We start from the raw sequence: 15,115 nt of genomic DNA, 5'->3' as shown, positions 1-15,115 counted from the left end.
CGATCGCGTTATACCAAATCCGAGTTATCTATTTTCTCGATCATTCCAGTCCGCCCGGGCGGACTTTATTGGTGTAGTGGTGACGTCTAGTCGCTAGCATGTCTCATGATTTATGGACCTTCCCCCCACAGCAAATATCCATTAGCCGACCAAACGCGGTTAGTCTTCTTAAAGAATATTATCAAGAATCCGAATATTATTGTTGGTGACTACACCTATTATGATGATTTCGAGAATCCCGAAAACTTTGAACGAAATGTTTTATATCACTTTGATTTTGAGGGCGATAAGCTAATCATCGGCAAATTTTGCGCGATTGCCTCAGATGTCAAATTTATTATGAATGGAGGAAATCATCGCACCGATTGGTTGACAAATTATCCCTTCCCAATTTTTGGTTCAGGTTGGGAAGTCGCTATGCCCGATAGCTTCCCCCACAAAGGAGATACAGTAATTGGGAATGATGTTTGGATTGGGTATGCCGCCACCATTATGCCCGGTGTTCACATCGGAGATGGGGCAATTATCGCCACAGCATCAGTGGTAACTCGCCCGGTTGAACCGTATACGATTGTCGGTGGAAATCCGGCGCGAGAAATCCGCAAGCGTTTTGACGATAACGTTATCGATGAACTGTTAGAAATTCAATGGTGGAACTGGGATATTGAGAAGATTACCCGTAATCTGAACGCCATTTGTGGTTCAAATATACAGGCGTTGCGTGACGCGGTATGACGGGGTGGAGTTGGAGTGCGATCGCGTTTTTCTCTGTCACTCACTCAAACCCTAACCAGACATACAGCAGATTTCAGGTTGATGAGGTACAGTCTCTAAGCAAGATCCCCGACTTCTTGAAGAAGTCGGGGATCTGTCTGTGTACCTCACTTACTTGGTAAAGTTTAACTAAATTTGATGATTGACTTGGGTCATTAATCTTAACAATCCAACCATTGAAAATTTCCTGAACGGTGACAATTGTCGTAGCCAAGTTGGGATAACGTTGATTAAACCTACGACAAACATCTGGATTCCCTTGGAGTAATAGCGTAACATGATCGGTATCGAGTATCCAAATACTCATTCAGTTTAGTTCTCCAAATCCATTTAAAGATCCTTGCTTTCAGGAGCATCATATCTTGGATTACGCTCGGATCTAATGTTTTCAGCAATTTCCGATCTACCCAGTGTATACTTATCTTCTGCATTTGGCTCAAATCCCGATATTCAGTTGACCCTCAAGGTAGTGGCGAAGACAGCACCGACTCCAAACAGGTAGACGGTTTAAAGCCGTATCTGCCAAAGACTACTACTATAGAAACAACGAGTTAAGCTAAAAGTATTACTAAGGAGGGCTGAATGAATGATCAGGAGTTGGCAATTCTGCTAAATGATTTGGAATCGGATCGAGTGGAACGTAAAGCTTCAATATCTGACCGAAATATTATTCGTCAGGCTATTTGTGCTTTTGCCAATGACCTACCTAACCACCAGCAACCCGGAGTTCTGTTTATTGGTGTTAATAATGATGGAACTTGTGCAAACTTGTCAATTACTGACCAACTTTTGCTAACCCTCTCTGATATGCGATCTGATGGAAATATCTTACCTTTTCCTGATCTGATTGTACAGAAACGAACAATTAGTGGATGTGAATTAGTGGTTGTCATCGTAGAACCATCTGATGCTCCACCTGTGCGCTTCAATGGACGGGTTTGGGTTCGAGTGGGTCCGCGCCGAGCAACAGCTACACAACAAGAAGAGCGTCGTTTAGCGGAAAAAAGACGGGCAAAGGATTTACCGTTTGACATTCTACCTCTACCATCGGCTAGCTTAGATGACCTAGATTTAGACTTATTTCGTCGTGTTTATTTGCCTTCCTCTTTAGCCATTGACATCCTAGAAGAAAATGAACGCTCTATTGAGCAACAACTCACCTCAATGCGCTTTGCTACAGTTGAACCCCAGCCCAAACCAACAGTATTGAGTGTCTTAGTTGTTGGTAGTGATCCACGACAATTTATTCCCGGTGCCTATATCCAATTTCTACGTATTGATGGCAGCGAGTTAACCGATCCCATTAGAGATCAGAAGGAAATTGGTGGTTCACTTCCTGATTTACTCCGAATACTTGATGCAACCCTTCAAGCTCATATTTCTATAGCAACCGATATTACCGCCCAGCCGATTGAAATGCGACAACCTGATTATCCCATTGTGGCGCTACAACAATTAGCAAGAAATGCTGTAATGCACCGCATTTATGAAAATACATACGCCCCTGTTCGGATTACCTGGTTTAATGATCGGATCGAGATCCAAAATCCTGGGGGTCCGTTTGGTCAAGTAACTAAGCAAAACTTTGGTCAGCCCGGTGTAACCGATTACCGCAATCCTCATTTAGCCGAAGCGATGAAGAACTTAGGTTATGTGCAGCGATTTGGAGTCGGAATTCAATTGGCACGCAAAGAACTACAAAAAAACGGCAATCCACCTCCAGAATTTGTCGTCGAAGATGCCCATCTACTAGTCACACTTAAGAAAAAACCATGAACACAACGATTATTGCTTTTTTCAACAACAAAGGCGGTGTGGGTAAAACTTCATTAGTTTATCACTTAGCCTGGATGTATAAAGATATGGGGCTGCGAGTTGTTGCTGCCGATCTCGATCCTCAAGCTAACCTGACGGCTGCTTTTCTGGATGAGGAGCGATTGGAAGAACTTTGGTTAGGCAAGGATGCTCATACAGTTTTTGATTGTATACAACCGCTATTAAAAGGAACGGGTGATATTGATAATCCCTACCTGGAATTCATTGAAGAAGCTCAGTTATCGCTTTTTGGAGGAGACTTAGGGCTTTTAGTCGGAGACTTATATCTTTCTGGTTTTGAGGATGAGCTTTCAGCACAGTGGCCCAATTGTTTAGGTGGAGGGGGTCAAGAAAGAGCGTTTCGCGTCATGTCTGCCTTCTGGAGAATTATGCAAAAAGCAGCTTTAGCTCATAACGCTGATGTGATATTACTGGATCTCGGTCCTAATTTGGGAGCAATTAATCGGGCGGCGCTAATTTCAGCCGACTATGTAGTTGTTCCGCTGTCACCGGATTTATTCTCGTTGCAAGGGTTACGGAATCTGGGTCCAACATTGCGGATATGGCGCGAAGAATGGAAAGAACGATTAGCCAAAAAAAGTTCTCCAGGAAAGAAGGGTTTAGCCACAGATTTACAGCTTCCCCAAGGCAAAATGCAGCCGATTGGGTACGTGGTTTTGCAACATTCAGCCCGATTAGACCGCCCAGTGAAGGCGTACAAACGTTGGATTGCTCGTATTCCAACGGTTTATCATGAAGATGTATTAGATCAGCCCCTGACTCATAATATTTCTGTAGCTGATGATCGGCATTGTTTAGCCTTACTGAAAAACTATCAGAGTTTAATGCCCATGGCTCAGGAAGCGCGTAAGCCAATCTTTCACCTCAAACCAGCTGACGGGGCGATTGGCGCTCATACATCAGCGGTGAGCAAAGTCTACCGAGAATTTGAAAAATTGGCTCATGCAATCGCACAACGAACGGAAGTGAAAATAAACCCAACTCTATTAAGTGATGTAAACAATCCTCAAACCCTTACACATGACCAATGACGATAAGAGCCGTTAACTTTAATGTTTACCACCGACTTATTCCACCCTTTTAGACGTATCACCTCAATCAGGAAATATCGGTTGAATTTGGGCGGGTTTTGTGGTTCAGTTATTGGTGACAAGCTAGCTAGAATCTCTAAATCCGCCCCTACGATTTACTTTCTTGTAGAGACAATTCATGAATTGCCCCTACAGGTAGCCCCTAAACCGTCAAGAAAAGGTTACTCATAATCCAGTTGCGGATCAACCTTAAACGTCCCCACAGATGCCTGCAACTCTCGCGCCACTTCCACCGTTTTTCGCAGTGAATTCGACACTTTCGTCGAGGAATCCGAGGTTTGGGCTGAAACCATGGCAATCTCGTACATCAAACTACTCACCGCTTGCGCCGTTTGCGTCTGAGACACGGTAGCCGTAGAAATTAACTGCACCAATTGGTCAATCTGATAGGATACCTCTAACATTTGACCCAAGCTATTCTTGGCATCATCCACTAACTGTGTCCCTTCTACCACCTGCTTGGTGCTTTGTTCCATCGCCTCAACCACCATCGCGGTTTCCCGTTGGATACTCTCAACAATTTCCTCAATTTCTTGAGTCGCCGCCGCTGATTTTGCCGCCAATTCTCCCACTTCTTCGGCAACAACAGCAAAGCCTTGACCCTCTTCACCAGCCCGTGCTGCCTCAATCCCGGCGTTAATCGCAAGTAAGTTGGTTTGTAGGGCAATTTTCTCAATGATAGATACCACCTTAGCAATCTGTTGCGACGACTCACCCAAGCGCTTCACTTTTTTCGCCGTCTCCCCAATCGCACCACGTAGATTTAAGATATTTTCTACCGTTAAATCCATCGCCGCTTGACCCATTTGGGCGGTATTGGATGCTGTACCCGCCACAACTGCCGCTTGGCGAGCGTTCTCTGCCACTTCTTCAATTGACTGGGTCATTTGTTCGACAGAATTTAAAATCTGAGTCGTTTCTTCTGCCTGTTTCAGTGCCGCTTCTGCCAGTTGCTGAATCGCTTGTTCGTCCTCGCCAACCGCCATATTCACCTGAATTGCTGACTCTTGTACCCGTGTTACAATTTGCCGCAAGTTCTCCACAATTGAGTTGAAAAAGTCAGCAACGGTGCCGATTTCACCAATGTTTACCTCTGCCCGTACCGTTAAGTCACCTCTGGCTGCACCTTCCACATCATTGAGCAGTTCAACTAATTGCATTTGAATCGCTTCTTTTTGTTGACGTTGCTCCTCTGCCAGACTTTCAGCTTTTTGACGGGATTGCTCAATTTGGGCTAAGAAATCTAAACGATCTAAGGCTGAACCGAGTTGAATTGCCACCTGTTTAAAGAAGGTCATTTCTGATTCTTGCCACATCCGGCTACTGGAACATTGATGGGTGACTAATAAGCCGTGAAGATCTCCATAGGCTAAAATTGGCGCGACTAAATTGGCTTTGACCTTAAAGGGTTCCAATTGACCCAAGTAACATTTGCTCAAACCCGCCTTTTGAATATCTTCAATCGCCTTGACCCGCCCCTGCTTATATTTCTCCACATATTGCTCGGCAAAACAGGGGTCAGCAATATTCGCGCCCAAGGCTTTGGGAAACCCTTCCGCCACCGATTCAGCCCTGATCGTGCCTTTCCAGTTTTCGTCAAATAGGTAAACAACAGCGCGATCAGTTTTCATGGTTTTGCGAATTCCTGTGATCGCGGCATTATAAATTTCCTCCACGGTCACGGATTCCCGAATACTTGAGGTAATTTCATTCAATTGTTGCGCCCGTTCGGTTTCCGCTTCTTTTTCGACCAAGAAGTTCACCCGGTCTAAGGATAAACCAACTTGAATCGCTAACTTTTTGAGAAACTCAATTTCCGACGGTTGCCAATTATGGGGCGCATTACAGTGATGGGCAATCAGTAACCCAAATAACTGCTCATCCTTGAGAATGGGGGTGACCAAATTGGCTTTCACTTGTAACCGTTCCATTAACTGGAGGTGATCCGGATGAAAACCCGCTTCAAAAACATTATCGGTGGGTACGACTCGTCCTTGTTTGTAGGCTTCGATCAGAGCATCCCCAATACAAGCGTCTTCGATTTTATCCCCCAAAGCCCGAACCCAACCGGGAACGACGGCTTCATTGGAGATGTATCCCCGCCAGTCGGGTTGGAACCGATAGATCACCACCCGATCAACGTCCAGAATTTGCAACGCCCCTTGAACAGCCGTCTGGAAGACTTCCTCTAAATCTCGCTCAGTCCGAGCGCGGGAAATGGCGATGTTGGCAAATAATTCTGCCTGTTGAGTTTCTGCCGATTGCTGATACAATAATCCCTTAACACTGGTGACCAGATTATTAAACGCTTGTGACAAGAGGCGGGTTTCTGTCGGACCAACGGGTTCAGCGTGAACATTCAGATCCCCTGCAATCATTTGTTCCGCCGTGCTAACCAATTGTTTTAAGGGCATTGCCAAGCGACGGGCTAAAAATAACAGGATTGCTGCGATCGCACCGCCTAAGAGCAGAAACGCTAAGGAAAAGGTCAGCGCGGCTTGAGATCCAGTGCTGCGGAGGTCGCTCAGTTCCATGGAAACCGCAATCACCCAGTTGGTTTTGGGAACGGTGACCAAAAGATAACGGCGACCCGCGTATTCAAAGTTAGCCCTGTTGAGGGAATCGCCAACCTGAGAGGGGACTGACTCTATGGTTAAATCCTTGAGTGGCACATTACTCGCTACTGATTCCGCCTGAGAATTCTGAGATTGTAGGCTATCGAGCAACATTTTGGCACCTTGCGCGATCGCATCACCGCCCACAACCGTCTGTTGACCTTCTCCGTCCTGAATCCCAACGTTATGAATGACAGTGATATTACCCTCTTGGGTCAGGGCTAAAAGTTGTACGATTTGAGAATCAACTACGTGTAAATCTGAGAGCAAATTATTCAGCACTGTACCGAACGCTGCGGCGGGTAAGACCCCTTTGACCACACCCAGAAATTCACCTGAGTTCGGATCAGTAATCGCTTGGCTCAGTTCAATTCCAAAGGTATTTGCCGATTGATCAAACGTCGGTTCGATTAATCGATTCTCACCTGTTTTCGTTGCTTGCCACCATTGTTCATCCCGTTGCACAAAGTCCGAGGTCGGGCGACTATATGCGACGTTAAACCCATGTTTATCGGTAAAAAACAACTCCGAAAATTCGCTAACTTCTGCTGTTTTCTGAAGATAACTATTCAGAGAGGAATTGGGTTTAACAATTTTATTTGTGGCGAAGGTTTGTTCAAGCTGCTCAATCGGAATTGTCGGCAGCCCTTCAGTTTGAGCTACTGTTGCCGTATTCTTAGCCGCATTAATGACTAACGGATTATGCGCCACAATTGCGGGGATTTTTTCGGCTTCGGCTAACAACTCAGTGACAATATCACTGGTTAATAATGCTTCATTTTGTAATAACTGCTCAGTTTGTTCTTGGCTGCGTCCCGAAATAATTCCAGATGTCACCAATCCCGCTAATCCCAAGGGAACCAGTACAGCCGGCAAAATGGTTTGCAATAACTGAATCCGCAGGGGAGTACTGTTCTGGGATAATAACCGATGGTAGCTTCCTGGAAGAGTACGCCCCAGAAAAGAAGGCTGTGTCTTCGGCTCTGGAGGCGTCATTCCTGGGGGGGGAACGGATTCAAGAGGGAGTTGGCTGTTAGGATAATTCGTTGCACTATTTTGATACCCTCTATTCAAAGTGTCTTCATGGGATTGAGAGTGATAAGTGTTAAGTGGATCAAATTTAGTAGCCATGAAATGATGTCCTTGAAATGAGAGTCTTGGTTGATTCTTGATTGTTATACTCGCTCTTTGATCAGCAAGCTACGTTAAAGAATTATGGCATTGGCGGGGGGCGGATTTAGTAACATCATAGTCAAAAAACAATAGGGTAAAAATTGCCCCTACTCAACAGAACTCAAAAGGGTTTATAACTCAACTAAAATTGGTAGAAGATGCGGGTAAAAATATGCAAGGTGGTTTTATTTTTCGTTCTGTAGCCACGCAATTGCTATTAATTTTCCAATACCCTGTATCAGCCTTATAGCACTACGAGGTACGGAAAGGACATCAGTTGATCCCAAGAGGGAACAGTGAACAGTACAGAATGTCCTAACCTGTCTTTGTACTGCTATACATCATTAGAGAACTAGACCTAAATCTAAAATCATAAAGGGCATCTGATTGAATTTGGTGTTAAAAAACACGACAGACACTTATCCTCAAGGGTTGTCCAAAAATAAACTCGCATTTTTTGCTAGAGTCCTCATTCACCAATAGCAAATGACAAATGACAAATGACGATATTGGATTAAAGCACTCGTCTACACGCCACACTAGCCGCCTTGACACCCCCACCAGAAGCAATTAAAGCGCCGATGAGACCGCCAACCGCTTCCCCAGCGATCGCCATTTCAATCGCCACCGCCAACGTACAAACATCTAAATCCGTTTCTGATGCAGGTTGCGCTTCTGGATGGTTATCTTTCCAGGCTTGGGCTAAAGGAACGGCAAGTTCTGCTAATTGATTTTCGAGGTTAAATTGCTGTACTTCTTCAGAAGATACAGGTTCAGAGGTTGAGGGATTGAGATTACGTAATTGATTGTCGGATTTGAATGAACTCATAGTGCTAGTACCTAAAAAAACACCACATTCAGGAATAGTGGGATTGAAGCGAAAACGATAGATTTACCCTGGTGGTGTCCAACCTTGAGGAGAACAGAAGCAAAAGAGGCGAGCGATCGCAGACCCTAGGCTTTCATTCCCAGATACGGTTGAATCTGTAAGACGTTCGTATAACTTGTAATACACTTTCCTTATCATAGGTCAACTACACGAGCATCAGCAACTAAGTCTTAGAGGTTTCATCGAGTCTTCATAAACTAGGGGATAAGACAGCAGGGGTGTGACAGTGGAGGGAGGTAAACTCACGCGCCATGCCTCGCAGGGGCAAAGAGTCATCACTCCTAATGTCCCGGCGGTGTCACTCAAACAGCACCGTCACCTCACTGGATTGGGTAAAGTAATTCCAAATCGCGATCGCTAAATCATTCTCATATTCCAGCTTTTCTATTCCCTGACAATTCCGGCAATCCCCTATACATGATGACGCTTGACCATCTAATGCCCCCTCTGGAATTGCTAAACAAATGTTTACAACAGGGATCTCTTGTCCCTCACCTAAGCCGTTGTAGGTGCTGAACGTCACTGCTGCAACATAGTCCATATTGATGATCAAATCGGCGAGTCGGATGAATGCCAAGATAAACTCCTCGCACAGATAATTCAATAACTGTTTTGTCAAAAAAAACCCTACATAAAAAGGTTAAGTCATACACCCAATTGGTGTAGTCACGATTGAACTCTTCAATTTGGTGTCGTAGATGCACTTACCGACAACGGAATAGATCAGAGAGCTTTCCCTAGCTTGAGTTTTTCTCAAAGGTCGGGTTTCTTTTCTATGCCATTGCGATGACCCTGAAAACGTACTTAACCGTAAGATAGCGTAAAACACGTAATACACCAATAGCATGATAGTCAATCTGTACGCTGATCAGCAAGAGTTAGGGATGAGGGACTGGCGATTGAGGATTGGCGATTGGAAAAATTCTCCATCACCTGCCTCATCTTCCCCATCTCCCCTGTTCCCCGTTTCCCGTTCCCCGTTTCCCGTTCCCACCGTTCAGGTTAACCAGGCTGCCAAATTTTGACTTGACCAGCTAGACTGCGACTAACCATCGTTTCTCCATCAGCACTCATTGCCACAGCAGCGACACCCTCTGGATGTCCTTCAAGGGTATTGACTAATTCACCAGTTTCCAGATTCCAAATAGTCAGCGCTGGGTCACCACTACCTGCAATCAAAGTTTGTCCATCTGGGCTGATGGTGACAGAGTAAACCGGTTTTTCAAACTGGGAAAGGGTACGAACTAATTTCCCAGTTTCCCGATGCCAAATTTTGACAGTTTTGTCCGCACTACCACTGACAAGTGTCTGCCCATCTGGACTCACTGCAATTGAATAGACCCATCCAGCATGTCCCGTCAACTTACTCAGCAATTCCCCAGTTTTCAGATCCCATAATCTCACCGTTTTATCCCGACTAGCACTCGCAAGAAGCCAAGCCGATTGTTGGGGTACGCCTCTATTCTCCTGAGAATCTTGGCGGTTGAGCAGGCTAGGTGTGTTATCTGTTATGGCAACATAGACCAGAGCAGAAATCGTTGGCAAAAGCTTAAACCAGCGAGCATGTCCCGATAGGACACTCGTCTGCTCGCCAGTTCGTACATCCCATAACTCAATTTGTCCTCTATTGCCTCCCAAGGCTAAGATTTGACTATCGGGACTAATATCGACTGCAGCACTAACAAACTTTGTGTTTAACTGGCGAATTGGGCGACCTGTGGGTAAATGCCACATTAGAGTCGTAGCACCATTACTCGTGCGATCTAGATCACCATTAATAATCAGCATCTGATTATCGTGGCTAATGACGTGTCCCTCTGTGCAACATCTTGTCAAGGATGTTACTCAATTCGCGATCGACAGAATTCTGCAAATAATCTCGCCAAACCCAACAGTCTTGTGCGAAGGAATAGAGATCGAAAGGGTCTACTTGGGTCAACAGATAAATACAAGTGACACCAAGACTATAGAGGTCACTAGAAAAAACTGCTTTGCCTACGGCTTGTTCAGGGGCGACATACCTAGCACTACCAATTACAGTTCCGGTTTGGGTAAGAGCCGTTTCTGCCACCAATTTGGCAGCACCAAAATCCACTAAGACCAGTTGCTGATCAGTCTGACGACGAATAATATTTTCCGGTTTAATATCTCGGTGGATGATTCGATGAGCGTGGATAAAGTCTAGAAAAGGCAGTAAGTTTTCGAGCAATTGTCGAATCTTTGTAGCGTCGAAACTGCCTTCCTCACTCACCTCTTCAGCTAAATTACGTCCATCGATAAACTCCTGGATCAGGTATTGACTACTTTTCTGCTCGATATAGGCTAGTCGTTTAGGAATTTGTGGATGTTTACCGAGTTTTTCGAGTTGTCTTGCTTCCGAGCGAAATAACTCAGCCGCCCTCTCTCGATAATTGAACGCGGAGACACCCGGAAAAAACTGTTTGATCACGCAACGTGGCTTAGTGGGCAAGAACTCATCCACAGCGAGAAAAGTTCTACCAAAACCCCCCTGACCAATTAGTTTAAGCGCAAAATAGCGGTTATCTAATAACAGCTTTGAGCCACAATTTTGACAAACCTCTGCATCGATAGGATTTTGGTGATTCTGACAGTTAAAATTGAGGCAATATCGCATGATAAATGGCTAAAATAACATAGCTGGTAAAGCTCTGCAACTCTTGAACGGATTGCAATTTATAGTTAGGGCTTGCTGCATAAGTGTGTAAGGTAGACTAGATAGGGGTTTCAAGCCATTTTCCGACCCAACAAGTGCAAGGTTTTTACACTATCGCTCTATTGTCACTCTGGGAGGAGTATAATAAAGAAAAATCGCTGAAACCCTTACCCAGTATATGACACAAGCAAGAGTTTCCCGATCGACAGTAAGATTTATCGATGAATGTTGCAACGGCTATAAAAGTATATTTCCAGAAGTTAGAAGTTTTGAAGCATTTAAACAGTTGCATCTAGGGATGTTATCTGATATAAAACGAAAAAGTTTACCCGAAATAGCCGCTGCGGTGGGATTAAAAAATCATCAATCCCTGCACCATTTCATAAGTCAGTCTCCCTGGGAGTTGAAAGAGTTAAGAGAAAAGCGAATTGAGGTAATACTAAGAGCTTTAAAAGGGCAAGAAATAATTGTAATTATAGATGAAACGGGGGATAGAAAAAAAGGGAAAAAGACCGATTATGTGAGCCGACAATATATAGGGAACTTGGGAAAAGTGGAGTCGGGGATAGTAGCAGTAACAGCTTACGGGATAGTCGAAGGAATGACAATAGTCCTTTCCTTCCAGGTGTACAAGCCAAAAAACCGACTAAAAGAAGGAGAACCCTATTTATCGAAACCCCAAATAGCGGCTCATATTATTAGAGACCTCAAAAAGCAAGGATTCAACTTTTCTTTGGTATTAGCTGATAGCTTGTACGGAGAAAGTGAAAGTAATTTTCTGGCGACATTAGAAGAATTAAACCTCAATTATGTGGTGGCAATAAGAAGTAATCACGCGGTCTGGATGCCTCGCGGGCAAAGGGTAATGTGCAACAATTGGAGGGAATTTGACCGAATATTCTCCGATGGAAAAAAGCAGGTACGCTACATCAGGGAAGTAATTTACGGAAAAAAAAGAAGGCAAAGGTATTGGGAAATTACTACAAATACGGAAACATTGCCGAAAAATGAGACGTGGAATGTAATGACAAAAGTGCCGAACATTAAGTATTATGAGGTGGGGAATTTATATGGATTACGAAACTGGATCGAGTATGGCTTGAAGCAAAAAAAGAATGAATTAGGATGGGCAGATTTTCGATTGACAAGTTATTCAGATATAGAAAAATGGTGGGAGATAGTTTGTAGTGCTTATTTACTAGTGAGCTTACATTCTCAAAAATTAGCCACTCAGAAAAGTCCCTTAAACCCTAGTTGTATTTCCCAAACAGGTCTGGGATTTTTATTGTCGGAACATCCTCGATGGGATGCCAAAGAAGGCTGGAAAAATTTGCTGAATAACTTGCGTTTAATTCTCCAACCCTTGCTCGCTTACAATGACCTAAGGTTTTGGTTGAACATCTTTCCTATTCCTTACTTAGATGTGGGCTTAAATCGTTTAATCACTTGGATGAATCGCTTTCCTGGCGCTGTACCCGAAGCTAATGCTAGCATAGATTTCCACTTTTCCTCTGCCTAGAGTGACATAAGAGCGCTATAACCGTCTTGCATCCTGGAATTTTTGCCGACCTCAGCGCTGAATTCTCCCTCGACAGAGGGTTGAAACCATTGCCCATTGCCTATTCCCTATTGCCTCTCCCCACCACAAGACTTATTCAGCAGACCCTAGTTATTGTTATTACTGTTGTTGCATTCTTTTGAGTTGCTCTTGAGTGCTGTGCAACTTTTCCAGAAACAGCCAAATTTCATCTGCTCTTTGAACTTTTTTCGCAACACCATTGACTACCCGATCCGACAGCCAATACATTGCCATCAGGCATAAATAGCATCCAATCTTCAGCACCCTCTTCCTCCGGTTCTGACGGATCGGAATAGAGCGAAAATGTTCGCAAGGCTAATTGATTATCAAAAGTGAAAAGGGTATCCCAAAGGGGGGGGATTAATTTCACACTTTTTAAATTCATCCCCTCTATTTTTTGCAATTCTAAGGCTATCTTTGAGCGCGAATCTTCACAAGCGACTAGCACTTCAAGATTCTGTTCTAAACGCCAAGCACACAGATAAATCCATAGATGCCACTCTCCACGAGTATATTCTGATCGCTTAACTAAATTACCATGCTTTCGCTTGACTGGATTACGGTACTCTACAACTTGCTTGACTGGATTGCCAAACTCTAGCGTAATAAAACTACCATGTCCTAAGGAAACACCCCAGGCTTTATGTCCCAATAACGGTGACATTTTAGCCTCAATTAAATTTCTTTCGGTTGGATTAATAGACATTGCTTTTTTTTAATAGTTCTTCAAGTTAAAAATTATCAACACTGTTCATGCTGCTGGTATAGTCCCTATAGAGTAGTTTTTATTTGGATGAGAGACGTTGAATATCTATAATACAATAGCTTTAACATTTTCGGGATACTTTAATTAAACGATAAACGCTATCGTGTCTAGGGTAAATTAATCATCGTCCCAGTCAACAAGATCATCTATTTGCTCTTGTGCATCAGTATCACCAAACATTTCTATCCCTACTACGGTTCTCCTTGGCAGGTGACGCCATGTCCTCTGGGCGAGACTGCACCACATTTACTCCGCCTTTTGCCTCTTTCTTGGTTGGTCAATTCCCCTTCTCAATGCGTACCCATGTATATTTAAGATTTTCTTAATGCTCTTGGGGAAAAATCTGTGAGACAATTGTAGTCATGTACATAGAACGTGTTCCGAACCGAAATTCCCCACCCGCCGTATTACTTCGTGAGTCCTATCGCGAAGGAAAGAAAGTGCGAAAACGGACTCTAGCTAACCTGTCCAAATTGCCGGATGAAGCGGTAGACGGTTTAAAGATTCTCCTCAAGGGAGGTAAAGCGATTGAAGACATCGAGGAGGCGTTTAACATAGTCCGTTCTCGCCCTCACGGTCACGTCGCTGCCGTACTCGGAACAATAAAAAAAATCGGCTTAGACTCGATTATTAGCGGTGAAAACACACGTAACAGACGATTAGTGCTATCGATGATAGCAGCACGTATTATTGCCCCCAAATCGAAATTAGCCACAGCGAGAGGATTACAACAAGCGACCAAACTGTCCAGTCTAGGAGAACGATTAGGATTGTCTGGGACAGATGAAGATGAACTATATCTAGCCATGGACTGGCTCCTGTCTCGACAAGAGGAGATAGAAAACAGCTTAGCGTCTATCCATCTAGTAGAAGGAACATTAGTTCTCTATGATGTCAGCTCAACGTATTTTGAAGGAAAGACTTGTCCTCTAGCACAATTCGGCTATAATAGAGACAAAAAAAAAGGTAAATTGCAAATAGTATTTGGATTATTATGTAACGCCCAAGGATGTCCGATTTCTGTAGAGGTGTTTGAAGGAAATACAGCCGACCCTAGTACATTAACGCAACAAATAGAAAAAGTCCGCACTCGGTTTGGATTAAAGAAAATAATCTGGGTGGGGGACAGGGGAATGATCACACAAGCGAGAATCCGAGAAGACCTAAAGGAAACAGCAGGAGTAGATTGGATCACCGCGCTGCGTTCAAGCCAAATCCGGAAACTGGTGAACCAGTCGTACATTCAGCTCTCTCTATTTGATGAAAAAGACTTAGCTGAAATTACCTGTGAAGACTATCCGGGAGAAAGATTAGTCGCCTGTCGGAATCCCTTCTTAGCTGAAGAAAGAAAGAGAAACCGAGTCGCCTGTCGGAATCCCTTCTTAGCTGAAGAAAGAAAGAGAAACCGCGAAGAGTTATTGCAAGCCACAGAGCAGAAATTAAATAAAATAGTCAGTGCCACATCACGGAAAAGATGTCCGTTAAGGGGTGAAGCGGAAATCGGATTAAAAGTGGGTGAAGTGATCAACAAGTATGGTGTGGCGAAACATTTCAAAATCCAGATAACTCCCGATAGCTTCTCTTACCAAAGAAACACTGAAAGTATCAATGAAGAAGCTACATTGGATGGTTTATATGTGGTGAGAAGTTCCGTCCCCGAAGAAACGTTTACAGCCGAAGAGACGGTCAAAGCCTACAAAAGCTTATCCAAAGTTGAG

The 15,115-nt window shown here is 44.0% G+C and carries 13 protein-coding genes; 6 read left to right on the top strand and 7 right to left on the bottom strand.

Annotated features, from left to right (window positions below; all coding sequences use genetic code 11):
• Positions 1–105 precede the first annotated feature (105 nt).
• The gene (locus RID53_RS35080) at positions 106–735 is read left to right on the top strand and encodes a CatB-related O-acetyltransferase (protein ID WP_446392490.1); all 630 of its coding nucleotides are present in this window, start codon (positions 106–108) and stop codon (positions 733–735) included.
• Between the two features lie 73 nt (positions 736–808).
• Here the strand turns inward: RID53_RS35080 and RID53_RS35075 are convergent, their stop codons facing one another.
• Positions 809–1,081 carry a hypothetical protein gene (locus RID53_RS35075; RefSeq protein ID WP_446392489.1) on the bottom strand — a complete coding sequence of 91 codons (273 nt, stop codon included), beginning with the start codon at positions 1,079–1,081 and terminating at the stop codon, positions 809–811.
• Positions 1,082–1,356: 275 nt separating this feature from the next.
• On the opposite strand from RID53_RS35075, the gene RID53_RS35070 reads away from it, so the two are divergent.
• Complete coding sequence (locus tag RID53_RS35070) at positions 1,357–2,550, top strand: ATP-binding protein (RefSeq protein WP_446392488.1); 1,194 nt, start codon at positions 1,357–1,359, stop codon at positions 2,548–2,550.
• Positions 2,547–3,641: a ParA family protein gene (locus RID53_RS35065; protein WP_446392487.1), complete on the top strand. Its 1,095-nt coding sequence runs from the start codon at positions 2,547–2,549 to the stop codon at positions 3,639–3,641. Before RID53_RS35070 ends, RID53_RS35065 begins: the two co-directional genes overlap by 4 nt.
• Before the next feature lie 221 nt (positions 3,642–3,862).
• Here RID53_RS35065 and RID53_RS35060 read toward each other — a convergent pair whose 3' ends face one another.
• The 3 genes from RID53_RS35060 to RID53_RS35050 form a co-directional block, all read right to left on the bottom strand.
• Entirely contained in the window at positions 3,863–7,447 is a 3,585-nt protein-coding gene (locus tag RID53_RS35060) for a GAF domain-containing protein (protein ID WP_446392486.1), read from the bottom strand.
• 556 nt (positions 7,448–8,003) lie between these two features.
• Entirely contained in the window at positions 8,004–8,318 is a 315-nt protein-coding gene (locus RID53_RS35055; RefSeq protein WP_446392485.1) for a hypothetical protein, read from the bottom strand.
• Positions 8,319–8,676: 358 nt separating this feature from the next.
• Entirely contained in the window at positions 8,677–8,997 is a 321-nt protein-coding gene (locus RID53_RS35050) for a hypothetical protein (protein WP_446380223.1), read from the bottom strand.
• A 226-nt stretch (positions 8,998–9,223) separates the two neighbouring features.
• On the opposite strand from RID53_RS35050, the gene RID53_RS35045 reads away from it, so the two are divergent.
• Positions 9,224–9,403, top strand: coding sequence for a hypothetical protein (locus RID53_RS35045; RefSeq protein WP_446392484.1), 180 nt, complete (start codon positions 9,224–9,226; stop codon positions 9,401–9,403).
• Here RID53_RS35045 and RID53_RS35040 read toward each other — a convergent pair.
• A complete protein-coding gene (locus tag RID53_RS35040; protein ID WP_446392483.1) occupies positions 9,381–10,166 on the bottom strand; it encodes a WD40 repeat domain-containing protein in 786 nt (261 codons plus the stop codon). The two genes, RID53_RS35045 and RID53_RS35040, sit on opposite strands and share 23 nt — an antisense overlap.
• A 13-nt stretch (positions 10,167–10,179) precedes the next feature.
• A complete protein-coding gene (locus RID53_RS35035; protein ID WP_446392482.1) occupies positions 10,180–11,013 on the bottom strand; it encodes a protein kinase domain-containing protein in 834 nt (277 codons plus the stop codon).
• Between the two features lie 217 nt (positions 11,014–11,230).
• On the opposite strand from RID53_RS35035, the gene RID53_RS35030 reads away from it, so the two are divergent.
• On the top strand, positions 11,231–12,571 hold the full coding sequence (locus tag RID53_RS35030) for an IS701 family transposase (RefSeq protein ID WP_446392481.1): 1,341 nt from the start codon (positions 11,231–11,233) through the stop codon (positions 12,569–12,571).
• A gap of 226 nt (positions 12,572–12,797) precedes the next feature.
• On the opposite strand, the gene RID53_RS35025 is transcribed toward RID53_RS35030, so the two are convergent.
• A complete protein-coding gene (locus RID53_RS35025; RefSeq protein ID WP_446392480.1) occupies positions 12,798–13,337 on the bottom strand; it encodes a hypothetical protein in 540 nt (179 codons plus the stop codon).
• 422 nt (positions 13,338–13,759) lie between these two features.
• Here RID53_RS35025 and RID53_RS35020 point away from each other — a divergent pair.
• Positions 13,760–15,115, top strand: a 1,356-nt coding sequence (locus RID53_RS35020; protein WP_446392479.1) for an IS1634 family transposase, incomplete at its 3' end; no start/stop codon positions are given.

Origin of the sequence: Coleofasciculus sp. B1-GNL1-01, from assembly GCF_040220235.1 — a bacterium.
Lineage (GTDB): Bacteria > Cyanobacteriota > Cyanobacteriia > Cyanobacteriales > Coleofasciculaceae > Coleofasciculus.
Note: the sequence above shows the minus strand (reverse complement) of the source record. Positions and strands in the feature narration are given on the sequence as shown.